This window comes from Brevundimonas sp. SH203, from assembly GCF_002157625.1.
Lineage (GTDB): Bacteria > Pseudomonadota > Alphaproteobacteria > Caulobacterales > Caulobacteraceae > Brevundimonas.
This window is the reverse complement of record NZ_BDMM01000003.1, coordinates 281,542-305,217: the sequence shown is the minus strand read 5'-3', so window position 1 is coordinate 305,217 and position 23,676 is coordinate 281,542. Positions and strand designations below refer to the sequence as shown.

At 70.2% G+C, this 23,676-nt stretch carries 27 protein-coding genes and 2 pseudogenes; 23 read left to right on the top strand and 6 right to left on the bottom strand.

What is annotated here, in order from left to right:
* Positions 1-30: 30 nt before the first annotated feature.
* A pseudogene (locus SH203_RS08410) lies at positions 31-1,956 on the bottom strand (ABC-F family ATP-binding cassette domain-containing protein); the annotation flags it as partial.
* Positions 1,957-2,052: 96 nt separating this feature from the next.
* Here SH203_RS08410 and SH203_RS08405 point away from each other — a divergent pair.
* Together SH203_RS08405 and SH203_RS08400 are read left to right on the top strand one after the other, a co-directional pair.
* Positions 2,053-2,646: a hypothetical protein gene (locus SH203_RS08405; protein WP_087120424.1), complete on the top strand. Its 594-nt coding sequence runs from the start codon at positions 2,053-2,055 to the stop codon at positions 2,644-2,646.
* A 10-nt stretch (positions 2,647-2,656) separates the two neighbouring features.
* Positions 2,657-2,995: a multidrug efflux SMR transporter gene (locus tag SH203_RS08400; protein ID WP_087120423.1), complete on the top strand. Its 339-nt coding sequence runs from the start codon at positions 2,657-2,659 to the stop codon at positions 2,993-2,995.
* Positions 2,996-3,177: 182 nt separating this feature from the next.
* On the opposite strand, the pseudogene SH203_RS15960 reads toward SH203_RS08400, so the two are convergent.
* Positions 3,178-3,294 (bottom strand): annotated as a pseudogene (locus tag SH203_RS15960) (DUF559 domain-containing protein); the annotation flags it as partial.
* Positions 3,295-3,462: 168 nt separating this feature from the next.
* Between SH203_RS15960 and SH203_RS08390 the strand changes: the two are divergent.
* The 9 genes from SH203_RS08390 (at position 3,463) to SH203_RS08350 (ending at position 10,365) form a co-directional block, all read left to right on the top strand.
* Positions 3,463-3,924: a YcgN family cysteine cluster protein gene (locus SH203_RS08390; RefSeq protein WP_087120422.1), complete on the top strand. Its 462-nt coding sequence runs from the start codon at positions 3,463-3,465 to the stop codon at positions 3,922-3,924.
* Positions 3,925-3,947: 23 nt separating this feature from the next.
* Complete coding sequence (locus SH203_RS08385; protein WP_087120421.1) at positions 3,948-4,481, top strand: hypothetical protein; 534 nt, start codon at positions 3,948-3,950, stop codon at positions 4,479-4,481.
* A complete protein-coding gene (locus SH203_RS08380; RefSeq protein ID WP_087120420.1) occupies positions 4,399-5,625 on the top strand; it encodes a DNA-packaging protein in 1,227 nt (408 codons plus the stop codon). The genes SH203_RS08385 and SH203_RS08380 overlap by 83 nt, the downstream gene beginning before the upstream one ends.
* A 163-nt stretch (positions 5,626-5,788) precedes the next feature.
* Complete coding sequence (locus SH203_RS08375; protein ID WP_087120419.1) at positions 5,789-6,076, top strand: hypothetical protein; 288 nt, start codon at positions 5,789-5,791, stop codon at positions 6,074-6,076.
* Complete coding sequence (locus SH203_RS08370; RefSeq protein ID WP_087120418.1) at positions 6,076-7,203, top strand: SGNH/GDSL hydrolase family protein; 1,128 nt, start codon at positions 6,076-6,078, stop codon at positions 7,201-7,203. Before SH203_RS08375 ends, SH203_RS08370 begins: the two co-directional genes overlap by 1 nt.
* A 38-nt stretch (positions 7,204-7,241) precedes the next feature.
* Positions 7,242-8,312: an acyltransferase gene (locus SH203_RS08365; RefSeq protein ID WP_087120417.1), complete on the top strand. Its 1,071-nt coding sequence runs from the start codon at positions 7,242-7,244 to the stop codon at positions 8,310-8,312.
* A 105-nt stretch (positions 8,313-8,417) separates the two neighbouring features.
* On the top strand, positions 8,418-9,590 hold the full coding sequence (locus SH203_RS08360) for a phage portal protein (RefSeq protein ID WP_087120416.1): 1,173 nt from the start codon (positions 8,418-8,420) through the stop codon (positions 9,588-9,590).
* 80 nt (positions 9,591-9,670) lie between these two features.
* The gene (locus tag SH203_RS08355; protein WP_087120415.1) at positions 9,671-9,904 is read left to right on the top strand and encodes a hypothetical protein; all 234 of its coding nucleotides are present in this window, start codon (positions 9,671-9,673) and stop codon (positions 9,902-9,904) included.
* A gap of 41 nt (positions 9,905-9,945) precedes the next feature.
* The gene (locus SH203_RS08350; RefSeq protein WP_087120669.1) at positions 9,946-10,365 is read left to right on the top strand and encodes an HK97 family phage prohead protease; all 420 of its coding nucleotides are present in this window, start codon (positions 9,946-9,948) and stop codon (positions 10,363-10,365) included.
* Here the strand turns inward: SH203_RS08350 and SH203_RS08345 are convergent.
* Entirely contained in the window at positions 10,352-11,164 is an 813-nt protein-coding gene (locus SH203_RS08345; protein WP_087120414.1) for a hypothetical protein, read from the bottom strand. The two genes, SH203_RS08350 and SH203_RS08345, sit on opposite strands and share 14 nt — an antisense overlap.
* Positions 11,165-11,438: 274 nt before the next feature.
* A complete protein-coding gene (locus SH203_RS08340; RefSeq protein ID WP_087120413.1) occupies positions 11,439-12,167 on the bottom strand; it encodes a hypothetical protein in 729 nt (242 codons plus the stop codon).
* An 87-nt stretch (positions 12,168-12,254) separates the two neighbouring features.
* Here SH203_RS08340 and SH203_RS08335 point away from each other — a divergent pair, with 87 nt between their 5' ends.
* The 8 genes from SH203_RS08335 to SH203_RS08300 all read left to right on the top strand — a co-directional run bounded on the left by SH203_RS08335 (position 12,255) and on the right by SH203_RS08300 (position 16,179).
* Positions 12,255-13,481, top strand: coding sequence for a phage major capsid protein (locus SH203_RS08335; RefSeq protein WP_087120412.1), 1,227 nt, complete (start codon positions 12,255-12,257; stop codon positions 13,479-13,481).
* 144 nt (positions 13,482-13,625) lie between these two features.
* Positions 13,626-13,892, top strand: coding sequence for a head-tail connector protein (locus SH203_RS08330; protein ID WP_087120411.1), 267 nt, complete (start codon positions 13,626-13,628; stop codon positions 13,890-13,892).
* Between the two features lie 26 nt (positions 13,893-13,918).
* A complete protein-coding gene (locus SH203_RS08325; protein ID WP_234989433.1) occupies positions 13,919-14,227 on the top strand; it encodes a phage head-tail adapter protein in 309 nt (102 codons plus the stop codon).
* A complete protein-coding gene (locus tag SH203_RS08320) occupies positions 14,224-14,637 on the top strand; it encodes a DUF3168 domain-containing protein (protein ID WP_087120410.1) in 414 nt (137 codons plus the stop codon). The genes SH203_RS08325 and SH203_RS08320 overlap by 4 nt, the downstream gene beginning before the upstream one ends.
* 74 nt (positions 14,638-14,711) lie before the next feature.
* The gene (locus tag SH203_RS08315; protein WP_087120409.1) at positions 14,712-15,122 is read left to right on the top strand and encodes a phage major tail protein, TP901-1 family; all 411 of its coding nucleotides are present in this window, start codon (positions 14,712-14,714) and stop codon (positions 15,120-15,122) included.
* 91 nt (positions 15,123-15,213) lie between these two features.
* Positions 15,214-15,492: a GTA-gp10 family protein gene (locus SH203_RS08310; RefSeq protein ID WP_087120408.1), complete on the top strand. Its 279-nt coding sequence runs from the start codon at positions 15,214-15,216 to the stop codon at positions 15,490-15,492.
* Positions 15,489-15,665, top strand: coding sequence for a phage tail assembly chaperone (locus SH203_RS08305; RefSeq protein ID WP_087120407.1), 177 nt, complete (start codon positions 15,489-15,491; stop codon positions 15,663-15,665). Before SH203_RS08310 ends, SH203_RS08305 begins: the two co-directional genes overlap by 4 nt.
* On the top strand, positions 15,655-16,179 hold the full coding sequence (locus tag SH203_RS08300) for a phage tail tape measure protein (RefSeq protein WP_087120406.1): 525 nt from the start codon (positions 15,655-15,657) through the stop codon (positions 16,177-16,179). The genes SH203_RS08305 and SH203_RS08300 overlap by 11 nt, the downstream gene beginning before the upstream one ends.
* A 95-nt stretch (positions 16,180-16,274) precedes the next feature.
* Here SH203_RS08300 and SH203_RS08295 read toward each other — a convergent pair whose 3' ends face one another.
* Together SH203_RS08295 and SH203_RS08290 are read right to left on the bottom strand one after the other, a co-directional pair.
* Positions 16,275-16,988, bottom strand: a complete 714-nt coding sequence (locus SH203_RS08295; protein ID WP_087120405.1) for a DUF805 domain-containing protein — start codon at positions 16,986-16,988, stop codon at positions 16,275-16,277.
* 66 nt (positions 16,989-17,054) lie between these two features.
* Positions 17,055-17,702, bottom strand: coding sequence for a DUF805 domain-containing protein (locus SH203_RS08290; RefSeq protein ID WP_159457556.1), 648 nt, complete (start codon positions 17,700-17,702; stop codon positions 17,055-17,057).
* An 84-nt stretch (positions 17,703-17,786) separates the two neighbouring features.
* Here SH203_RS08290 and SH203_RS08285 point away from each other — a divergent pair, with 84 nt between their 5' ends.
* The 4 genes from SH203_RS08285 (at position 17,787) to SH203_RS08270 (ending at position 23,646) form a co-directional block, all read left to right on the top strand.
* Positions 17,787-18,401 (top strand): DUF2460 domain-containing protein, encoded by a 615-nt coding sequence (locus SH203_RS08285; protein WP_087120403.1) that lies wholly within the window; start codon positions 17,787-17,789, stop codon positions 18,399-18,401.
* A gap of 152 nt (positions 18,402-18,553) precedes the next feature.
* Positions 18,554-19,201, top strand: a complete 648-nt coding sequence (locus SH203_RS08280; RefSeq protein WP_087120402.1) for a DUF2163 domain-containing protein — start codon at positions 18,554-18,556, stop codon at positions 19,199-19,201.
* 11 nt (positions 19,202-19,212) lie between these two features.
* On the top strand, positions 19,213-19,947 hold the full coding sequence (locus SH203_RS08275; RefSeq protein ID WP_087120667.1) for an NlpC/P60 family protein: 735 nt from the start codon (positions 19,213-19,215) through the stop codon (positions 19,945-19,947).
* The gene (locus SH203_RS08270) at positions 19,948-23,646 is read left to right on the top strand and encodes a glycoside hydrolase/phage tail family protein (protein WP_087120401.1); all 3,699 of its coding nucleotides are present in this window, start codon (positions 19,948-19,950) and stop codon (positions 23,644-23,646) included. It abuts the gene before it with no gap.
* The last annotated feature ends 30 nt before the right edge of the window (positions 23,647-23,676 follow it).

Sequence of the window (23,676 nt, the reverse complement as noted above, 5' to 3'; positions counted from 1 at the left end):
GCCTGCTGTCGTGACGACGTCGCAAGGCGGTTAGCCCGCCAGGGCCGCCTTCTTCTCTTCCAACTCCAGCCATTCCATCTCGGCGGCGTCGAGGTCGGCGCGGGCCTTTTCGGCGGCCTTCATGGCGGCGTCGAAGGCTTTGGGGTCGCGGGTGTAGAGGGTGGGGTCGGCCAGGGTCGTGTCGTGTTTGGCGATCTGGGCGGGGAGGGTGTCGATCAGGGTTTCGAGTTCCTTCAGGCGGTGGGCGTCCTTGAAGGAGAGTTTGGCGGTTTTCTTGGGGGCGACGGCGGGCGGGGGCGCCTCGGCGGCCCGCTGGGCGGCGGCCTTGTCCTGGGGGCGGGGGGTGGCGCCCGGCTGGAGGAAGCCCGGATTCTGGCGGATGAAGTCGGTCCAGCCGCCGGGGGTCTCCACGATGTCGCCGCGCCCGTTCAGGGCCAGGGTCGAGGTGGACAGGCGGTCGATGAAATCGCGGTCGTGCGACACCAGGATCAGGGTGCCGTCGTAGCCCTCCAGCAGCTCCTCCAGCTTGTCCAGCGTGTCCATGTCTAGGTCGTTGGTCGGTTCGTCCAGGATCAGCAGATTGGCGGGTTTCGCCAGGGCGCGCGCCAGCAGCAGGCGGTTGCGCTCGCCCCCCGACAGGGTCGAGATCGGCTGGCGCAGCTGGGCCTCGGAGAACAGGAATTCCTTGGCGTAGGCGGCGACGTGTTTGGACACGCCGCGCACCAGAATGCTGTCGCCGCCGCCGGGCGTCAGGGCGTCCCACAGGGTCATGTCCGACTTCAGCCCCTCGCGCGACTGGTCCAGATAGACGGGTTCGAGATTGGCCCCCATGCGGACGGTGCCCTCGTCCGGCGCCAGTTCGCCCAGCAGGGTCTTGACCAGGGTGGTCTTGCCCGCGCCGTTCGGGCCGACGATGCCCAGCCGGTCGCCGCGCATGATGCGGGTGGTCAGGTTTTTGAAGAGGGTGCGGCGGGAAGGGAGTGGCGAGTGGCGTGTGGCGAGTGACGAGGGGGATGGGGCGTCGGCCTGTTGCGGGGCATCGGTTTCGCTCGCCACTCGCGCCTCGCCACTCGCCACTGTGTCGAACCACTTCGACACCCCCTTGATCTCGGCGACCAGCTTGCCGGAGGTGGCGCCGGAATCGACGCCCAGCGACAGTTCGCGCGGCACGTCCTTCATCTTTTCGGCGCGTTCGGCGCGGAGCGCCTGGAGCGAGCGGGCGCGGCCCTCGTTGCGGCTGCGGCGGGCGGTGATGGAGGAGTAGAAGGTGGCGGTCTCGCGCTCGATGGTCTTGGTCAGGCGACGCAGGGATTCGGCCTCTTCCTCCAGCACCTTGGTCGACCATTCGTCGAACTGGACGAAGCCCTTGTTCAGGGTGCGGACGCGGCGGCCCTCAAGCCAATGCACCGTGTCGGTGACGCGGTTCAGGAAGGCGCGGTCGTGGCTGACGACCAGCAGGGCGAACCGGGCCGAGATCAGCTCGTTTTCCAGTAGCTCGATGGCCAGGATGTCGAGGTGGTTGGTCGGCTCGTCCAGCAGCAGCAGGTCGGGCTCCTCGGCGAAGGCCTTGGCCAGCGCCGCGCGGCGGGTCTCGCCGCCCGACAGGCCCCTGGTGGACTTGGCGGGATCGAGGCCGAAGGTGGCCAGCCAGGCCTCGGCGGTCCAGCTCTCGGCCTCGCCGGAGGAGGCGTAGTCCAGCAAGGTTTCGCCGGTGATCAGCGGCTCCTGCGGCACATAGGCGAAACGGGTGGCGGACTGGACCGAACGGTCGCCGCTGTCCGGCTCGATCAGGCCCATGACCACCTTCATCAGGGTGGATTTGCCGGCGCCGTTGCGGCCCACCAGGGCGGCGCGGCTGCGCGGTTCGACCGCAAGATCGACGCCGTCGAACAGGGGGCGCTGGCCGTCCTGAAGGCGGACGTCCTTGAGCGCGACGAGAGGGGGTCTGGCTGCCATGGGCGGCCATATAGAGGAGGGCAGGCCGAACCGCCATCGGCGTTGACCGTTTCGAAGCGACACGGTGTAGTCCGTGCAAAGGGTGTGGAGGCCGGGATGGACATGACGTCGAAGGGGCGCGGCGGCGCGGCGGAGCGCAGGCCGGGGCGAATCTTCTATCTGCTGGCGCTGATCCCGGCGATCTGCGGGGCGGCCGCCATGGTGATCCTGCTGGTCACGAAGCTGACGACCATGGACGACGGCCTGCAGCAGATCGTCGTGCCGGGCGCGCGGGAACTGACGCTGGCGCCCGGCGACTACACGGTGTTTCTGGAGACGCGCAGCGTGGTGGACGGGCGGCTCTACGTCGTGGACGACGTGTCCGGTCTGGCGGTCAAGGTCGAGGCGGCGGATGGCGCGCCGGTGGCGACGCACACGCCGGGCGGCAGTTCGTCCTATACCCTCGGCGGACGACAGGGGCAGTCGTTCCAGGCGTTCCGCATCGACCGACCGGGCGCCTACAGGGTCTCGGCGGACTATGTCGGGGGCGCAGGGCCGCAGACGGTGATCGCGATCGGCAAGGGGTTCGTGGCGGGCCTGTTCGGCCTGGTGCTGTCGGCGTTGGGGGCCATGTTCGGCGGTATGGCGCTGAGCGTCGCGGCGGTGATCTGGGTCGCCTGGAGCCGGCGGCGGACGCCGCGCGTCGCGTGAGGTTCGAAACATGAGCCCGATCACATGGGCCGCCCTGCTGGGCGCCATCGGGCTGGAGGTCATGGGGACCAGCCTGTTGCAGGCCTCGCACCAGTTCACGCGGGCCTGGCCGACGGCTGGGATGGCGGTCTGCTACGGCCTGGCCTTCTATCTGCTGTCGATCGCGCTGCGTCAGATGCCGGTGGGGATCGCCTATGCGATCTGGAGCGGGCTGGGGGTGGTGCTGATCTCGGTGATCGGGGCCGTCGTGTTCCGCCAGAGACTGGACCCGCCGGCCCTCGCCGGCCTGGCGATGATCGTGGGCGGGGTGGTGGTGATCAACCTGTTCTCCAGGACCGTCGGGCATTGAAACGATCCTCCCCTGCGAAGCGGGGGAGGATCTAGAGGGAGAGGATGTATTCAGCGACGGCGTCGGGGTCGTCCAGAACGGCTGTGGCGGGGATGCGGATCGTGCGGACGCCCTTGTCGGCCAGCCAGCCAGGCGTCGCGTCGGGCGTCATGGGCGAGGTCGTGCTGTTGGCCGTCAATCTCGATGCAGAGGCGGTCGCGGGACCGATAGAAGTCCAGGATGAAGGCGTCCAGGGGATGCTGGCGACGAAAGCCGTGGCCCCGGATGCGCCGCCAGATCAGGACTTCCGGCAAAGACATCGTCCGGCGGAGACTTCTGGCGCGTTTTTGGGTAAGGACCGGCGCTCTCATGGAGCGTATCACCATCACAAGCCGTGCTTTTGACAAGGGGCCTCGCCGCGCGTGGTGCGGCGTCCGCCCCCTCCACCGCTTCGCGGTCCCCCTCCCCCGCAGGCGGAGGAGGATTTGATGACGCCCTACTGGGAAACAAAGACCCTGGACGAGATGTCGCCGACCGAGTGGGAGGCGTTGTGCGACGGGTGCGGGCTGTGCTGCGTGATCCGGTTCGAGGACGAGGATTCCGGCGAGGTCATTCCGACGCGGGTTCACTGCAAGCTGTTCGATTCCAGGGCCTGTTCCTGCTCGGATTACGCCAACCGCAAGGCCCAGGTGCCGGACTGCATCAAGCTGACGCCCGGCAATATCGAGGCGCTGGCGTGGATGCCCAAGTCCTGCGCCTATCGGCGGCTGCACGAGGGGCGGACGCTGGCGAAATGGCACTATCTGGTCTCGGGCAGCCGCGAGACGGTGCATACGGCCGGGGTGTCGGTGCGGGGGCAGACGATTTCGGAACTGTCGCTGGCCGAGCCGGAGGACGCGCTGGACTTCGAGGCGCCGGAATGGGCGGTCGAACGCGGTCGCGAACGATAGGGTAGGCCCCCCTAGCCAGCGCAATGCGGCTGGTCGAAGTTCAGTCGAAACAAGCCATTGGCGAATTATGCGGGCGTTCTTCCGGCCTGAGGACGCTGGTGCGCTATGGTTTGGGCATGGCGGGAAATCGGGATGACGAAACGGGCGGCCGGAACGGCGGCGGCGAGACGGCTGCGTCCTGCGCCGGGTGGATGGAGCCCCTGTTCCTGAAGATGAAGGCCAAGATCGAAGCGGCGACCGACGCCGTCTGCAACACCGATGTCGGCGAGGCCGGCGCGGCCGAGAAGGTCGCGCGCCAGATCGGCGTGATCGCGCGCGCGGCCAAGGCGGTCGAGGCGATGCGGCTGCTGTGCCTGAGCGACAACGAAGAGGACGAGATGGGTGGACGAACCTACGACCCCGCAGAAGACGAGCGAATTCGACGAGAACTGCTTGTCGAGTACGAGCGGCTCGACGGCATCATCCAGAGAAAGGATGCTGAAGCAGCTGAACGGGCGCGAGCTAAGGCTGAAGCGCAATCATGCGCGGCTGCTGGAGCACCAACACAAGCCGCGTGACCTCGACCTTCGGACCTGGCTGCTGCTGGGGGGACGGGGGTCGGGCAAGACCTTCGCCGGGTCGGTCTGGATCGACGTGCTGGCCCGCAACAATGCGGGCATCACCCTGGCCCTGGTCGGCCCCGCTCTGCATGACGTGCGCGAGGTGATGGTGGAGGGGGCGTCGGGGATCAAGGCGCTGGCCGAGCCGGGGGATCGGCCGCGCTGGGAGGCGGGGCGGCGGCGGCTGGTGTGGCAAAACCAGTCGGCGGCCTATGCGTTTTCGGCCGAGGACCCCGACAGTCTGAGAGGGCCGCAGTTCCATGCGGCCTGGGCCGACGAATTCTGCGCCTGGCGGCGGCCGGATCGGGTGCTGTCGAACCTGAGGTTCGGCCTGCGGCTGGGGACCGATCCGTTGCTGGCGGTGACGACGACGCCCCGGCCGATCCCGGCGCTGCGCCAGCTGATGGCCGAGGCCGGGACGGTGACGGAGCGGGCCGGGACGGCGCTGAACGCGCAGAATCTGTCGCCGGGCTTCCTGGCGCATCTGAACGACATCTATGGGGGCACGCGGCTGGCGGCGCAGGAGCTGGAGGGGCTGGTGGTCGAGGGCGAGGGCGCCCTGTTCTCCATCGAGGAACTGAGGCGGGCCAGGGGCGCGCGGCCGCCCGAGCTGGAGCGGGTGGTGGTGGCGGTCGATCCGCCGGCGACTGCGGGGGGCGACGCCTGCGGCGTGGTGGTGGTCGGGCGAAAGGACGGCCGGGCCTTCGTCCTGGCCGACCGGACGGTTCGGGGACGCTCGCCCAGCGGCTGGGCCGCCGTGGTCTGTCAGGCCGCGCGCGAGTTCGGGGCGCAGGAGGTGATCGCGGAAGGCAATCAGGGCGGCGACATGGTGCGCGCGGTCCTGGGGGCCAGCGACTGTCCCGCCAGGATCGAAATGGTCCACGCCTCGCGGTCCAAGGTCGCGCGGGCCGAGCCGGTGGCGCTGCTGTACGAACAGGGGCGGGTGATCCACTGCGACGCCTTTTCGGCGCTGGAGGAGGAGATGCTGGCCCTGGGGGCCGAAGGCGGACCCAGCCCCGACCGGGCCGACGCCCTGGTGTGGGGGATCACGCGGCTGATGCTGGAGACGCGCGCGGCCGGGCCGAGGATAAGCCGGCTTTAGGGGACCACGACCCGTCATTCCGGGGCGTTCGAAGGACGAACCCGGAACCCAGGGGGCGTTCGAAATGCCGGGGGTCGGCGCTGAGAGGCGGCCCTGGCTTCCGGGTTCCGCGCGGAGCGCGGCCCCGGAATGACGACCTCATTTATTGCACAGGAGAAACGATATGCCGGCCATTCCCGAGCGGGACGGATTGCTGAGCCATGGGCGCGAGGCCGGGGGACCGGCGCGGCGGGCGCAGGCGGTGACGCCCAGCGACACGACGGATCTGAACGCCTACGCCAAGGCCCTGTATGTCGGGGCGGCGGGCAATGTCCGTGTGCTGACGACCGGCGGCGAGGATGCGGACGCCGTGACCTTCGCCAACCATCCGGTCGGCTGGCTGCCGGTGCAGGTCCGGCGGGTGCTGGCGACCGGGACGACGGCGGGTCAGATCGTGGCGGTCTTCGACTGATGCCGGGGGTCGAGGTGGGGGCGGCGTCGGCGGCGCCGGGCGGGGTGCTGGGGGCGGCGCGGTTCGCCGTTCCCGACCTGCCCGCCTGGTCGGCGGCGGTCAGGACGATGCAGGCGGGCGGGCGCGAGGCGCGGCTGCTGTGCATCGGCGACAGCGTGACGCAAGGGTTCGGCGGGGTCGCCGGCGGTTGGACGCCCAATGCGCGGGCCGGCGCCTGGCCCGAACGGCTGGCGGCGGCGATGAGCGGGCGGGGCCTGCCGACCTCGGCGGCCTGTGTCGCCGGAGCGGGCGCGGCGGACGGGGCCAGCGGCGGCTATGGAGCCTATGATCCGCGCGTAACGCTGGGGAGCGGCTGGAGCGTCAACGCCCTGGCGGGACTGGGCGGGCGTCTGTTTTCCGGCGCGGCGTCGTCGGCCGGGAGCTGGAGCTTTCAGTCCGATGGGGCCGTGGATCGGTTCGACCTGTGGGCCGTGACCAATACGGCGCTGGGGGTTCTGACGGTCGAGACCGACGGCGCGGTGCGGGCCACGGTCAACACCACCAAAGCCGCGTCGATGGAGATCACGACCGTCGCCTTTCCAGAGACCAGCGGGCCGGTGAGCGTGCGCTGGGCCTCGGGCGGGGCGGTGTTCGTCGTGGGCGGGGTCGCCTGGCGATCCGAGGTGAAGCGGGCGCGGGTGATCAACGCCGGCTGGGGCGGGGCCAGGGTCGCGGACTGGATTACGACGGACCAGCCGTACCGCGCCTATGGAGCGCTGCCGGTCGCGGCGCCGGATCTGACGGTGATCGGTCTGACGATCAACGACTGGAATGCGGGGACGGCGGTCGCGACCTATCGGACGCAACTGGGGCAACTGGTCGACCGGGCGGCGGCGACGGGGGACGTGCTGCTGATGACCGGCTGTCCGTCCGATCCGTCGCAGGGCAAGGCCAGCTATGCGGTCCAGACCGCGATCCGCGACGCGGTGTTCGAGGTCGCGACCGCCAAAGGTCTGGCGGCGCCCATCGACGGGGCGGCCCTGTTCGGCGGCGCCTTCGCCGGCGGCCTGATGTTCGACGCGGTCCATCCCAATGCGGCGGGGCAGGCGCGGATCGCCGAGGCCGTGCGGGCGCGAGCGATGATCTGAGATTGTCGATCCGTCGCGTCGAATGATAGGCGTGAGGAATGGGGGAGCGGTTCTACGGGGTGCAGGCGCTGCGGTTCGCGGCGGCGACGACGGTGGTCGCGGCCCATGCCGTGGACCTGGCCGGGACGCGGCTGGGGCTGGCGACGCTGGCCGGGGACGGGCCGCTGGCGGATTTCGGCGCGGTGGGCGTGGACGTCTTCTTCGTCATCAGCGGCTTCATCATCGCCACGACGACGCGGGGGCAGGCGGGCGTAGAGGCGGCGGGCGCCTTCCTGTGGCGACGGTTTCGCCGGGTGGCGCCGATCTACTGGCTGCTGTCAGCGCCGATCCTGATCGGGATGGCGCGGGGCGGGACGCTGACGCCGGATGTGGCGGCGGCGACCTTCCTGTTCTGGCCGTTCAGCGGGCTGGAGATGACGTTTCCGGCGCTGGGGCCGGGGTGGACCCTGTGTTTCGAAATGCTGTTCTACGCCGCCTTCGGCTTGGCGATGGCGTTCGGGCGGCGGGTCGGATGGAGGCTGGTCGGGGTCTATGCGGTCCTGCTGGTCGCCGGGTTTTACGTGGCGGCGCCGGTGCTGAGGTTCTGGGGCGCGCCGATCGTTCTGGAGTTTCTGCTGGGCGTCGGGATCGCCGGGATCTGGCGGTATATGCCGCGCAGTAGCGGGGCGTGGGCGGTCGGGCTGGGGCTGGTCGCGCTGGGCCTGACGGCGGTGGTCGGATACGGGCGGATCGACGGGGTGGACGCCCTGAACGATCCGGCGACGGGGATGGGGCGCGTCTTGATTTGGGGCCTGCCCGGCGCGCTGCTGGTGTTCGGCGCGGTGCGGATGGAGCGGCTGGACCGGGCGCCGGGCAGGGTCGAGCGGGCGGCGGCCTTCATGGGGGATGCGTCCTATTCGATCTATCTGGTCCACGTGCTGGTGATCCGCGCGCTGGGGCGGTTGTTCGAGAGCGGGGTGGTCGCGGCGCCGGGGGATGCGGTCGTGGCGTCGACCGTGCTGGTCAGTTTGGCGGCGGGCGTGGTCGTGCATCTGTGGGTCGAGCGGCCGTTGTTGCGGTTGATGACGACTTCAAGAGACCGCCTTTCGCCTAATACGCCGTCATCCTAGGCCCTGCGCCTAGGATCCATAGACGCCGGAGTCGAGCGGCGAACACCGTGAGTATGGATCCTCGGGACAAGCCCGAGGATGACGAAATAAAAGGAAATCGACACGATGGTTTCGATCCGGTGGCCGTTCGGCCAGGCGGGGCGCAGGGGTGCGCCCGAGGCGAAGGAGAGCCGGGCCGGCGGGGTGATCGCCCTGTCGGGCGTCGGACGGCCGCGCTGGACGCCCAACGACTACGCCAGCCTGGCGCGCGAGGGGTATCAGAAGAATGCGGTGGCCTATCGCTGCATCCGCATGATCGCCGAGGCGGCGGCGTCCGCGCCGTTTGCGGTGTTCGTTGACGGGGCGCGCGACGATGACCATCCGCTGGCGAAACTGATCCGCCGGCCCAATCCCGAACAGTCCGGGGCGGAGCTGATGGAGGCGGTCTATGGCGCGCTTCAGGTGTCGGGCAACGCCTATGTCGAGGCGACCGGCGATGCGGACGGGGACGGGGCGCCGGACGAGTTGTGGGCGCTGCGATCCGACCGGGTGAAGGTGGTTCCGGGCCGGTCGGGATGGCCCGAGGCGTGGGATTATTCCGTGGACGGACGGTCGGTGCGGATCGGACGGTCGGCGGACGGCTGGGCGCCGGTGATGCACCTGAAGCTGTGGCACCCGCTGGACGACTGGTACGGGCTGTCGCCGCTGGAGGCGGCGGCGCAGGGGGTGGACGCGCACAATGCGGCCGGCGCCTGGAACAAGGCCCTGCTGGACAATGCGGCGCGGCCGTCGGGGGCGCTGGTCTATGGCGCGAGGAACGGCGAGCGGCTGACCGACGGGCAGTTCGAGGCGCTGAAGGATCAGTTGTCGAACGTCTATGCCGGGGTGACGAACGCCGGACGGCCGATCCTGCTGGAGGGCGGGATGGACTGGAAACCGCTGAGCCTGACGCCGGCCGAGATGGATTTCACCGCCGGCAAACATGCGGCGGCGCGCGAGATCGCCCTGGCCTTCGGCGTGCCGCCGCAGCTGCTGGGGATACTGGGCGACGCGACCTACGCCAACTATCGCGAGGCCAATGCGGCCTTCTGGCGCCAGACGGTGATCCCGCTGGTTCGAAAGGCGGCAGGGGCGATGACCGGCTGGCTGGGCGAACGGTTCGCGGGGTGCGAGGTGCGCGCGGACCTGGATGCGGTCTCGGCGCTGCAGCCCGAGCGGGATGCGCTGTGGGCGCGGCTGGAGGCGGCGAGCTTCCTGACCGAGGATGAGCGGCGCCGGATGGCGGGGGTGGGGGCGTGAGGGTGAATGGTGATTGGTGACTGGGGGCGGTCCCCAATCACGAGTCACGCCTCACGAGTCACGCGGCAAAGGAGAGCGAAATGACCGAACATCACATCCGGCGCGTGCCGACGGCGCTGCTGATCGCGGTGGTCGTGCAGACGGTGGGCGGCCTGGTCTGGGCCGGGGGCGCGGCGGCGCGGATCGCGACGCTGGAGCAGCAGGTCGGGGAACAGAGGCTGATCGCCGAACGGCTGGCCCGGCTGGAGACCCAGGGCGAGGCGACCGCGGCGGCCGTGGAGCGGATCGAACGGCGGTTGGAGGGTGGGGCGTGAGGGGTGAATCGGGACTGGTGACTGGGCGAGAGCATTCACGCATCACGAGTCACCACCCACCCCTTCAGATCGAAGGCTACGCCTCCCTGTGGGGTGTGGCGGACCTGAACGGAGACGTGGTGGCGCAAGGGGCGTTCGCGGACAGTCTGGCCCGGACCGGGGCCGAGGGCGTGCGGATGCTGAACCAGCATGATGCGCGGGCGCCGGTCGGGGTCTGGGAACGGATCGAGGAGGACGGGCGCGGCCTGTTCGTGCGCGGACGGATCGAGGACTGGTCGGCCGAGGCGCGGTTCGCCGGCGCGCTGAGCCGCGCGGGGGCGCTGGACGGTTTGTCGATCGGCTATCGCGCCGCCCGCGCGCGGCGTCAGGGGCGGTTGCGTGTGTTGAGCGCGGTCGAGCTGTGGGAGGTGTCGCTGGTGACGTTTCCGATGCTGCCGGGCGCGCGGTTCAGCGTGGTTTGAGGGCCTGGAAGGCGCCCTGGCGCTCCAGACGGTCGGCGAGGTCGGCCATTTTGGCGCGGCCCTTGGGGCTGTGGATGTAGCGCACGAGCCAGACGGCGACGATCACGGCGAAGACCCAGCCGGTGTGCAGCACCAGTTTGGCGAACAGGACGGCCAGCAGGATCAGCCCATAGGCGCCGAGATAGACCAGGGCCAGCCGGCCGCCGCGCGAGGCGGTCGGGTCCGACAGGCCGGACAGCATGTCCGCCACGCCGGGCGGGGCGGCGGAGACGGGCAGGGCGTGATCGGCCGGACGGGCCTCCGGGGTCGGGCGCGCGGCGGGCTGAGGCTGGACGGGCGGCTGGATCGGGACGCTGGGCCGGGCGGCGGGTTTCGGCCGGGGGGCGACCGGGGCGGGGACGCGGCGGGCGGGCCGGTAGAGGACGGACTGGCCCCGGTCGTCGACGGTGAAGACCTCGCCGAAGGGGGTGTTGGAGAAGTCGATGGCGCGGGTGTCCTGGCCATAGCTCTGGCCGTGCAGGGCCATCAGCCGGCCCTGACGCAGCTCGATCTGGAAGCCGAGGGGATCGGGCAGGTCGCCGACCATGACATGGACCGTGCCGAACAGGCCGGTGGCGTCGGGATTGGCCGTGCGCCGGTTGGCGTCGACCAGGACCTGGGAATAGAGGCCCGCGCCGGTGTTGCGCCGCAGCCCCGGCGAACTGGACGCCGCCTGCGCCGCCAGATCGGGCACGCTGTCGCCCATCTGCCAGGCCATGGCGTCCATGACGGCGCTCTCGAGCGGCGTGAGGTGGGACATCAGGCGTCTTCGTGATCCTGAAGCCGTTCTAACGGACTGCGTTTAGGAGCGGTCGATAGGTTGGGCAGATAGCGAGATAAGACCCAGATGGCTCCAGCGAGTCCCAAAAAGACTACCAACAGCAAGCCGCCGACCCTGTCGTCAATCCAAGTCGTTTCGCGGCTGATCCTTGAAACGAGCAACGCCGAAACCACCAGCCACCCGGCCCCTTCGTTCCAGGTGGAAAAGGGGACGAGGCGACCCAATCGGGTGCGCGGGAGCTTCGCTGGAGCGATCATTGGCGGACTCTAACGACGACGCGAGGTTCTTCAACTGGATGATACTCGAAAAGCACCTTGTTGTAGGACGGATGTGGGATGGTGGAAATCGGCCGGATGGTGGGCGGCTTGAGGTGTTCTGGTGGGTCGATCGGTTCAAAGTCGGTCGTGTCCCAGTCGAACTTTCTCGTATCAACGGTTCCTGTGAAGAACTCCATGAGGTCGATGACCTCGGCTTCATCCGTCCAAACGCGACACCCCGTGGGTCCGGCAAGCGTCTTTAGTTGAAAGAAAAAGATGACTTCCGACGCCCGAGCGACGGCTTGCGCGTGGCTGGATCGGATGCGCGTTATGCATCCGGTCCCGCTGTTGAAGCGAGAAACCACTTCGGCCTGAGCGAGGAAGCGGCGGAGGGCAGGCGCTTCTTCAATGAGCGTTTTTTCCAGTTCGTCGAACACCGCCAGTTCCAACGTGGTGAAGCCCGGCCCTTGGGTGGGTTGAAAGCCAAGCTTGTCGATCCATTCCCGGTAAATCCGAACCCCCTGTCGCAACCCGAGGGCAAGGCTGATCGCAAACGCGATCAGGTAGAGACCCCCTAAGCCTTTAAGCCAAATCACCGAATCTAGCCTGCTTCCGAAAAGGAAAAGCAGGGCGAAGGCGGCGGTCGGAATGGCGAAGGCCGCCGCCGCCCACGCCAGACGCTTCCTGCGCGTTGCTCGGCTTGGGCGACGATTGAATTTGTCCATACGTCCAGCGGTCACCGAGCGCTGCCGATAGAATTCGGGCGCAGCCCGACCCTAACCGCAACACGCGGTTCTTCAACCGGAGATATCATGAAAGAGACCAAACAGGCTTCCGCCTCGCCGGAGGCGCGCGTCGCCGTGCATGAGATGATGGCGGCGTTCGAGGCGTTCAAAGGGGCGAACGACGTCCGGCTGGAGGAGATCGAGAAGAAGGCGGCGGCGGACGTGCTGCTGGAGGAGAAGGTGGCGCGCATCGATCAGGCGGTGGCGGCGGCCCAGGCGCGGCTGGATCGGGTGATGAGCCAGAACCGGCGTCCGCTCATCGGCGGCGAGCCGGTCGAGACGGCGGCCGCGCCCGAGGCGAAGGCGGCGTGGGACGGCTATCTGAAGACGGGCCAGTCCCCTCATCTGGAGGTCAAGGCGGGCCTGTCGGGCGGCGCGACCTCGGGCGGCTATGTCGTGCCCTATGAGACCGAGCGGGCCATCGAGCGGCGTCTGATGGCGGTGTCGCCGATGCGCGAGATCGCCACGGTGCGGACGGTGGCGGCGGGCGTATTCAGAAAGCCGGTGTCGACGGCGGGCGTGGCCTCGGGCTGGGTGGCGGAAACCGCCGCGCGGCCGGAGACGGACCCGGCGACCTTGGCCCTGCTGGAGTTCCCGTCGGCGGACCTCTACGCCAATCCGGCGGCGACCCAGGCTCTGCTGGACGACGCCATGGTCGATCTGGACGAATGGCTGGCGGCCGAGGTCGAGGACGCCTTCGCCGCGCAGGAGACGCAGGCTTTCGTGACCGGCGACGGGACCAACAAGCCGCGCGGCTTCCTGAGCTATACGACCGTGGCGGATGCGAGCCAGACCTGGGGTCAGATCGGTTATGTCGCCTCGGGCGCGGCGGGCGGGTTCGCCTCGACCAGTCCGACCGACCGGCTGATCGACCTGATCTATGCGCCCAAGGCCCAGTATCGGCCGAACGGGCGGTTCGTGATGAACCGAAAGACGGTCTCGGCCGTGCGCAAGTTCAAGGACGCGGACGGAAACTACATCTGGCAGCCGGCGACGCGGCTGGGCGAGACGGCGAGCCTGCTGGGCTATCCGGTCACGGAGATCGAGACCATGCCGGACGTGGCGGCCAACAGCCTGTCGATCGCGTTCGGGGACTTCCAGCGGGGCTATCTGATCGTGGACCGGGCGGGGGTGCGGGTGCTGCGCGATCCCTATTCGGCCAAGCCCTATGTGCTGTTCTACACGACCAAGCGCGTGGGCGGCGGGGTGCAGAACTTCGACGCGATCAAGGTGATGAAGTTCGCCGCGACCTAGTCGCGGAGTGACGAGTGGTCAGTGGCGAGTGGCGAGTGGTCGCTCGCCGCTGATGTCTGAAACGGCGTCTTGATGGAGAAGGGGGTGGCGGTCTGGCCACACGCCACTCGTCACTCGCCACTTCCGAGCAAAGCGAGGTGACACATGGCGCAACCGGTGACGGCGGCGGAGGCGAAGCTGTTTCTGCGCGTCGAGCATGAGGCCGAGGACGGACTGATCGCCACACTGATCGAGGCGGCGCGGGCGAGGGTGGAGGCGGATGTGGGGTTGAGCCTCACCGCGACCTCTCCAGCGCCGCTGAGGCTGGCGATCCTGATGCTGGTGCTGCGGGCCTATGAGCGGGGCGATCCCGACATGGCCGTGGAGCCGGTGGAGGGCTGGATCGCGCCCTATCGCGTGGTGCGACTTTGATGGGGCGCTATCGGCCGTCGGCCTGCTTGAGCGCCGATATGAGGATGCTGGCGGGGCTGTTTCAGCCGGTCGAGGCCGAGACGCCGTATGGCGGGCGCAGCGTGACGTTCGAGCCGATGGGGTCGGTCTGGCTGAAAGGCGGGACGCGGCGGCGGGTCGAACGCGGCGAGGGCGATCAGCGCCGCGCGGTCGAGACGATGAAGGCCGAGACGCGGGCCGATCCCAGGCTGGCGGTCGGGCGGGTGCTGCGCTTCGGCGGGGCGGACTGGACGATCCGGCTGGTCGCGGACCTGCGGCCGGGGCGGGTCGAACTGGAGCTGGAGCGGACGCGATGAGGGATCACGAGGGCGCGCTGCAGAAGGCGATGATGGCGGCGCTGAAGGCCGATCTGACGCTGTCGGCCCTGATCCAGGGGCGGGTTTACGACCAGGCGCCGGAGGGGGCGACGTGCCCCTATCTGGCGCTGGGCCGGTGCGAGAGCCGGCCGGTGGCGGCGGACGGGGGCGGGGTCGAGCAGCGGCTGACCCTGACCGGCGTGTCGCGCTTCGCCGGATCGGAAGAGGCCAAGGCGATGGCGGCGGCGGCAAGGGCGTGTCTGCACGAAACGAGGCTGGAGGCCGACGGGGTGCGGACGGCGACTCTGAGGGCGACCTTCGCCGATGTCTTCCCGGCCGGCGACGGGCGGCGGACTTATGCGGTGGTGCGGCTGAGGGCGGTGACGGAAGAGGTGAGTGGTGAGTGGTGAGTGGTGAACCGTGACGGCCGCCCGTCACTACTCACGATTCACCACTCACCATCAATAAGCAAAGCGAGGACGACATGACCGCACAGGCGGGCAAGGACATGCTGCTGAAGATCGAGGGCGCGCCCGGCGTGTTCACGACGGTGGCGGGGTTGAGGGCGAGGACGATTTCGCTGAACGCCAAGACCGTGGATGCGACGGACGGCGACAGCGCCGGGCGGTGGCGCGAACTGCTGGCGGGGGCGGGCGTCAAGTCGGCGTCGGTGTCGGGGCAGGGCATCTTTCGCGACGCGGCGTCGGATGCCTTGGTGCGCGAGGCCTTTTTCGATCAGGCGGCGAAGCGGTGGCGGCTGATCGTGCCGGATTTCGGGGTGCTGGAGGGGCCGTTCCTGGTAGCGGCGCTGGAATACGCCGGTGAGCATGAGGGCGAGGCGACGTTTGCGCTGAGCCTGGCCAGCGCGGGGGCGATCGGGTTCAGCGCGGTTTGAGAGAGCGTGAAGGGTGATGCGTGAGTCGTGAGGCGAGGAGCAATCACGAAACACGATTCACCACTCACCAAAAATCGGAACTGGAGGCGCCATGAATGCGGCGAGAGGCGAAACGGCCGTGCTGCTGGGCGGCGAGCGGCGTCGGGCGTGTCTGACGCTGGGGGCGCTGGCGGAGATCGAGACGGGGCTGGGCGTCGATGGGCTGGCGGCGGTGGCGGAGCGGATGAAGACGCTGTCGGCGAAGGATCTGATGGTGGTGCTGACGGCGGTGCTGTGCGGGGGCGGGGAGAGTGCGCCGGACGTGGCGGGGGTCGATCCGCGCGAGGCGGCCGTGGCGGTGGCGCAGGCGTTCGCGGCCGCCGCGGCATGACCCCCTGGGGCGAGATGTTGAGGCGGGCCGCCGCCCTGGGCGTGGCGCCCGAAGCGTTCTGGCGGCTGTCGCTGAAGGAATGGCGGATGCTGACCGAGACGCCCCGGGCGGCGACGCCGATGGGGCGACAGGGATTGGCGCGATTGATGGAGACTTGGCCGGATGGCGGATGAGTTCGGACGGGACCGGATCGACGATGTCGCCCTGCGCGCGGCGGAGGCCGGGGCGGCGCTGGAGGCGTTGAAGGCGCCGACGGAGGAGGCGGCCGACGCGATCGAGGCGGCGTTCGGGCGGGCCGGGGACAGCCTGACCCGGTCGCTGGCGCGGGCGGCGGCGGACGGGGAGGTGTCGCTGGCCGAACTGGCGCGGGCGGTGCTGAATGCGGTGAACGCGGCGGCGGGATCGAACGGCGGCGGACTGAGCGCCGCGATCCAGGCGGCGATGTCCAGCTTCGGCGGGGCGCGGGCGGACGGCGGGCCGGTGCTGGGCGGGGGCGCCTATCTGGTCGGAGAACGTGGGCCGGAGGTGTTTCGTCCCTCAACGAGCGGCGAGATCGGGCCGGTCTCAGGCGGCGGGGTGACGGTCAATGTGACGGTGGACGGCGGGGCGCCGGCCTTGCTGCGGTCCGAAGCGCAGATCGCCCAGATGCTGGCGCGGGCGGTCAGTCTGGGCGCGCGGAGGATGTGAGGAAGAGAGTGGCGAGTGGTTAGTGACGAGTGGCGAGTGAGGATGCCGATGCGGCGCGTCTCGCCACTGACCACTCGCCACTCGCCACTTGTTGCTTATTCGCCCTTGGGATTGGGGCCGAAGCGGTTTTCGCCCTTCTGGCTGTCGACCAGGCCGATCCACAGCAGGAAGGCCAGGCCGAGCAGGCCGGCGATGGCGAACAGGCCGAAGGCCGGGCCCATCAGGGCGAAGACGGCGGCCGGATTGCCCTCGTAATAGTCTTCCGAATAGCCGTTGGCGACGGCGGCGGCGATGATCATGGCGAAGGCGCCGACGAAGGCGACGACCGAGCCGACCCAGGGAATGGCGATCAGCCAGCCGGACTTGCCCATGTCGTGCAGGCGTTTCACCGAGATGGCCAGGTTCGGCCAGACCAGCACGATGCCCAGCAGGTTGATGATCGGAATCCAGCTGATGACGACATTGACGCCGAGCAGGACCAGCCAGCCGATCCAGAAGTGCGAGCGGCGGATGCGGCCCTCGAACGACAGGAACAGCTTTTGCCATTCGATGGCGCCGGCGGCCGGGGCGGTGGAACTGGCGTAACCGCCGGCGACGCCGGTGGTGGTGGGGGCGCCGGCCAGGATCAGGATCTGGGTCGCGACGGCGCCCTCGGGCACGAAGTCGACGCGGACGCCGGCTGCGGGCACGGCCGGCGACTGGAGCGCGTCCGAGGTGAAGTCGTAGCGGGCGCCGTCGTCGCCGCTGATCAGACCGGCGCCGGTCGTGGCGTCGTAGCTGAGAATTTCACCGCGCACTGAGATCTCCATGAATGGCGCCCGGTTCGGCGCGCGGGCAGCATCGCCGACCCGTGCAATCCCAGCAACCGGAAAAGGTCAGGCCGGCGAAACCTGACGGTATTGTAATGCGCCGAGGCCCTTGGGCGGCGCGCCGTGGACGTTCACGGCTGGTTGCGAGGGCAGAAGGCTGACGATGAAGGTGAACAGGCCGCCGACATACGGGACGAGGCCGATCAGGATCAGCCAGCCGCTGAGCCCGACATCGTGGAAGCGGCGGATGGTGACGCAGACGTAGGGAACAATCAGCGCGAAATAGACCAGGGCGACGATGCAGATCCAGGCGACGCCCCAGACCTCCATATCGTAGCCGGCCTCGGCCTCGAGGACGGCCAGACCGATGATCGGCATGAAGGCGAGCATCAGGATCAGGAAGTGGAACAGGGCGAAGGACCAGTATTCCTTTCGCCGCGCCCGGCCGTGGCCTTCGATATAGAGGTCGGTGATGCAGCGGACGAAATAGCCCCATAGGCCCAGGTCCGGTTCGGGCGGATAGACGGCCGGCGGCAGCGGGCCGTCGCGCAGGACCATCAGGCTGAGCGCCTGGTCGTCCTGAACCACGAAATCGACGCGGCGGCCGGGTTCGAGACCGGCGGCGGCCGATGTGAAAGCATAGCGCTGCAAGTCGTCGCCGCTGATCAGACCGTCGCCGGTCGCGGGATCGTAGCTGAGGATTTCGCCGCGCAAGGCCCGGTTCCCTGAAAGACGCGGCCGAGGCGCCGCCGCCAAATCTTGGACCGGGCGGGCGGTTGGACACAACAGGAGAGTGACATGGGCGCCTTTCATGAGGTGCGGCTGCCGGCGCGGCTGGCGTTCGGGTCGACCGGCGGGGTGGAGCGCAGGACCGAGATCGCGACCCTGGCCTCGGGGTTCGAGCGGCGCTCGACGCCTTGGGCGCTGGGCCGCCGACGGTATCTGATCGGGGCGAACCTGAGGTCGCTGGACGACATGGCGGCGCTGACCGCCTTCTTCGAGGCGCGGCGCGGGCGGCTGTACGGGTTCCGGTTCAAGGATTTCGCCGACTTCAAGTCGTGCGCGCCGGGCGGGACGGCGTCGGCCCAGGATCAGGCGCTGGGCGTCGGCGACGGGACGCGGACGGGCTTCGACCTGATCAAGACCTATGGCGATGTGGCGCGGCCGATCGCCAAGCCGGTCGAGGGATCGGTGCGCGTCGCGGTCGGCGGGGTGGAGACTGCGGCCTTTGCGGTCGATGCGGCGACGGGACGGGTGACGCTGGCGACCGCGCCCGGCGTGGGCGTTCCGGTGACGGCGGGCTTCCTGTTCGACACGCCTGTGCGGTTCGACACCGACCGGATCGAGACGACGCTGGAAAGTTTCGAGGCGGGCCGAATGGCGGCGGTTCCGCTGATCGAGGTGAGGGTTTGAAGGCGAGTGGCGAGTGGCGAGTGACGAGTGACGAGTGAGCGTCGCCGTTCCTGTTGTCCAAGGCCAGTGGCGCCGTCATTCGCCGTGCTTCGGCGACCCTCGCCACTCGTCACTAACCACTAATCATTCGCCACTCCCGAGCGAAAGCGAACATGAGACATATACCGGAAGACCTGGCCGCCCGCGTCGAGAGCGGGGCGGCGACGCTTTGTCATGTCTGGCGGCTGAGGCGGCGGGACGGGGCAGCGATGGGGTTCACCGATCACGACCGGGATTTGGTCATGGACGGGGTGATCTGCCGCGCGGCCAGCGGCTGGACGGCGGGGGCGGGCGAAAGCGCCGTGGGGCTGGCGGCCGGATCGGTTTCGGCGGCGGGGGCGCTGGACGGTGCGGCGATCACCGAGGCGGACGTGGCGGCGGGCCTGTACGATCAGGCGTCGGTCGAACTGTGGCGCGTGGACTGGACGCAGCCGACGCTGAGGGTGCGGCTGTGGGTCGGGACGCTGGCGCGGATCAGGCGCGAAGAGGGGACTTTCATAGCCGAGCTTGAAGGGCCGCTGGCGAAGCTGGAGCGGGTGGTCGGGCGGACCTATGGCCGGATGTGCGACGCGCGGCTGGGGGACGCCCGGTGCGGGGTCGCCAATGCGGCGGGACGGGCCTGCGACAGGCGATGGGCGACCTGCGTGGGGACGTTCGCGAACGGCGTGAACTTTCGCGGCTTCCCCGACGTGCCGGGAGACGACTTCCTGACCGCCTATCCGGCGGGCGGGGCGCGGAATGACGGCGGGAGCCGGCGGTGAGGGACGGCGAGATGACCTCTCCCTCCCCCCGTGGGGGAGGGTGGTCGAGCCGAAGGCGAGATCGGGCGGGGGCGGCCGAGCCATCGAAGCCCGGTCGCTGGGCCGCCCCCACCCCGTCGCTGCGCGACGACCCTCCCCCGCAGGGGGAGGGAGAGGTCTGTGCGGTCGTCGCGGCGGCGCGGGCCTGGCTGGGGACGCCGTATCGGCATCAGGCCAGCGTCAGGGGCGCGGGCGCGGACTGTCTGGGACTGGTGCGCGGGGTGTGGCGCGAGGTCGTGGGCGAGGAGCCGGAGGTTCTGCCGGCCTATTCGGCGGACTGGGCCGAGGTGGGTGGGCGCGAGACGCTGCTGGAGGCGGCGGGGCGGTGGATGCGGCCGGTTGCCGTGGCGGCGATGCGGCCGGGCGATGTGCTGCTGTTTCGGATGTCGCCGGGGGCGGCGGTGAAACACTGCGCCATCCTGAGCGCGGACGACGGGCCGGAGCCGAGGATGATCCACGCCTATTGGGGGCGGGCGGTGGTCGAAAGCTGGATGGGGACGTGGTGGCGGCGACGGCTGGTCGCGGTTTTCCGGTTTCCAATCCTCCCCGGCGAAGCGGGGGAGGGGGACCGCGCGAAGCGGGGTGGAGGGGGCGAAAGTCCCACAGCTTTTCTTGAAACAGGTTCAGAGGTCGGAGGTGCGGTCGCCCCCTCCACCACTTCGTGGTCCCCCTCCCCCGTGAACGGGGGAGGATCTTTGGAGGCGTAGATGGCGCAAGTCGTACTGAGCGCGGTCGGGCAGCAGGTCGGGGGCGGGATCGGGCGCGTGATCGGCGCGACCATCGGGCGGGCGATCGACAATCGGGTGATCGCGTCGCTGGGGCCGGCGCGCCAGATCGGGCCGCGGATCGAAACGCTGAAGGTGCAGGGGACGGCGGAAGGGTCGCCCATGGCCTGCGTCTTCGGCCGGGCGCGGGTGACGGGTCAGGTGATCTGGGCCGCGCGGTTTCTGGAGAGCAGGATCAAGGGGCGGGCGGGCAAGGGCGGGCCGAAGACGGTCGACTATGCCTATTCGCTGAGTTTCGCCGTGGCCTTGTGCGAGGGCGAGATCGACGGGATCGGGCGGGTGTGGGCCGACGGGCGGCCGATGGACATGAACGGCGTCGCAATGCGGGTGCATCGCGGCGGCGAGAACCAGACGCCTGATCCCCTGATCGAGGCGGTGGAGAGGGATGCTCCGGCCTATCGGGGCGTGGCCTATGTGGTGTTCGAGGACCTGCCGCTGGGGCCGTTCGGGGACCGGGTTCCGCAGCTGAGTTTCGAGGTGTTCCGGCGGCCGAGGTGGCAGTCGCTCCGGCTGGAGGATAGGCTGGAGGGCGTGTGCCTGATCCCCGGGGCGGGGGAGTTCGCCCTGGCGACGGAAGCGGTGTTGCGCCGCGAGGGGCTGACGCGGACGACGGCGGAGAACGTCCATAACGGCGAGGGGCGGGCGGACCTGCTGGTCTCGCTGGATCAGCTTCAGGCGCAACTGCCGAACCTGAAGCGGGTCAGTCTGGTCGTCGGCTGGTTCGGCGGCGACCTGAGGGCGGGCGAATGCCGTGTGCGGCCGGGCGTGGAGCGACGCGACAAGCCGACCGAACCGATGGACTGGTCCGTGGCGGGGGTGGGGCGCGCAGACGCCTATGTCGTCAGTCAGGTGGACGGGGCGCCGGCCTATGGCGGGACGCCTTCGGACGACAGCGTGCGACAGGCGATCCGCGAGCTGAAGACGCGCGGGCTGGAGGTGACGCTGTATCCGTTCGTCTTCATGGACTGCCCCGGCTATCCGTGGCGGGGGCGCGTGGCGGGCGTGGACGGCGCGGGGGCGACGGCGGAGATCGCGGCCCTGTTCGGGACGGCGGACGGCTGGGGCTTGAGGCGGATGGCGCTGCACTATGCGCGGATCGCGGCCGAGGAGGGGGCGGACGGCCTGCTGATCGGTTCGGAGATGCGGGGCGTGACCGGGACGCGGGATGCGGACGGGGGCTTTCCGGCGGTCCAGCAGTTCCGGGCGCTGGCGGCGGAATGCCGGGCGGTGGTCGGGGCGGGGGTGAAGCTGTCCTATGCGGCCGACTGGAGCGAATATTTCGGGCGGCGGACGGGCGGGGAGGTGGTGTTCCATCTCGATCCGCTGTGGGCCGATGCAAACATCGATTATGTGGCCATCGACTGGTATCCGCCGCTGAGCGACTGGCGGGCCGGCGACGGCGGGGTCGATGCGGCGGCGTTCGGCGGAGCGGCGGACCCGGCCTGTCTGGCGGCCGGTGTCGCGGGCGGGGACGGGTTCGACTGGTTCTACGCCAGCGCGGCGGACCGGGCGGCGCAGGTGCGGACGCCCATCGTCGACAGCGCGTATGGCGAGGACTGGGTGTTCCGGCCCAAGGACGTGAAGGGATGGTGGTCGAACCCGCACCACGACCGGCCGGGCGGGGTCCGGCGCGCGACGCCCACGGCCTGGGTTCCGGGGATGAAGCCGGTGCGGCTGTCGGAGTTCGGCTGTGCGGCGGTGGACCGGGGCGGCAATGCGCCCAATCTGTTTCAGGACCCCAAGAGCAGCGAGAGCCATCTGCCGCCCGCCTCGACCGGCGCGCGCGACGATGGGATGCAGCGGGCGGCGCTGGAGGCGGTGCTGACGCATTTCGGTCAGGCCGAAAACAATCCGACGTCGGCGGTCTATGGCGGGCGGATGCTGGAGGCGGCGGACGCCTGGTGCTGGGACGCGCGGCCCTATCCGGCCTTTCCGGCGCGGGGCGATGTCTGGGCCGATGCGGGGGCGTGGCGGGCCGGACACTGGCTGAACGGGCGGCTGGCGGGCGACGGGCGCGACCTGATCGCGGCGGTGCTGGCGCGGGGAGGCCTGAGCCCGGACGAGATGTCGGTGGAGGGCGTCGAGGGGGCGGCGGCCGGCTATGTCATCGACCGGCCGATGCGGACGCGCGACGTGCTGGAGCCGCTGCTGGCCGCCTTCGACGCGGTCGCGTCCGAACGGGACGGGCGGGTCGCGGTCAGGGGACGTGTGGCGGTCGAGGGGGAGCTGGCGGAGGACGCCCTGGCCCTGCCCGAGCGCGGGGCGTCGGTCAGCGCGACGCGGACGCTGGAGGCGCGGCCGTCCGTCGTGCGGGTGCGCTATATCGACGAGACGGCGGACTATCAGACCGGGGCGGTCGTGGTGCGGGGCGACGACGCCGGGGCGACCGGCGGCGGAGTCGATCTGGACCTGCCCGTCGTGTGCGGCGGCGGTCTGGCCAGGGCGGCGGCGCTGGACGTGCTGGCGGGCGCCGGGATGGAGGCCGTGACCGTGGCGCTGGGGCCGCTGGAGGCGATGCGGCTGGAGCCGGGGGATGTCGTGCGGTTGGCGCAGCGGGCCGGCGACTGGCGGGTGATGCGAACGACGGCGGACGAGACGCCGTCCGCCGTGCTGGAGCCGGCGACGGCGCGAGGCGGTCATGAGGACGACGGCGACTGGCGCGCGGGCGAGGCGCCGGCCGTGGTCGGGGCGCCGTTCCTGAAGCTGCTGGACCTGCCGCCGTTGATGGGGGCCGAGGACGATGGGCGTCCGCTGGTCGCGGCGGCGGGGGAGCCGTGGTGGACGATGCGGCTGCACGCCGGGGCCGACGCCGATGTCCTGACGCCGCGCGCGGACATGGAGACCTCGGCCAGGGTCGGGACGCTGGTTCAGCCGCTGGCGCCGGGCGTGCGCTGGCGTTGGGATGTCGCCAACGCCGTGATCGTGCGGATCGAGGGCGGGGAGCCTGAGAGCGTGGTCGCGGCGGCGGTGCTGGGCGGGGCCAACGCCATGGCGGTCGAGACGGCGGCGGGATGGGAGGTGATCCAGTATCGCTCGGCCGCCCTGGTCGGGCCGGGGACGTGGCGGCTGACCGACCTGCTGCGCGCGCAACAGGGGACCGAGATGGAGATGAGGGCCGGGGCGCCGGTCGGGGCGACGGCGGTGTTTCTGGACGACCGGCTGGCGCGCGCCGAGATCGGGCGCGGCGAGCGGGGTCTGACGCTGGTCTGTCGCGCGGGACCGGTGGGCGCGGCGCCGGGCGGCGGCGGATTCCGGGAGGTCGGCTTCACCCTGACGGGCGTCCATGCGCGGCCGTGGTCGCCGTCGGGCCTGACCGTCGAGCCCACGGCGGCGGGGCGGACGGTGCGGTGGACGCCGCGCGTGCGGCTGTATGGCGACGGGTGGGAGGGCGACCCGGCGGCGGTCGATCCGTTGCGGTTCCGGGTGCGGGTGCTGGACGGCGAGCGTGTGGCGCGGGCGTTCGAGGTCGAGGGGACCCGCCTGCTCTATCCGGCGGCGGCGTTCGCGGAGGATTTTCCGCACGGGGCGGGAGACGAGGCCCGGATCGGCGTGGCGCAGTGGGGCGAGGGCTTCGGCTGGGGCGTGGAAGCGGCGGTCCCGCTGGAAATCGGCGCGGTCTGACGAAATATGACGGGCCCGGCCCTTTGCGGG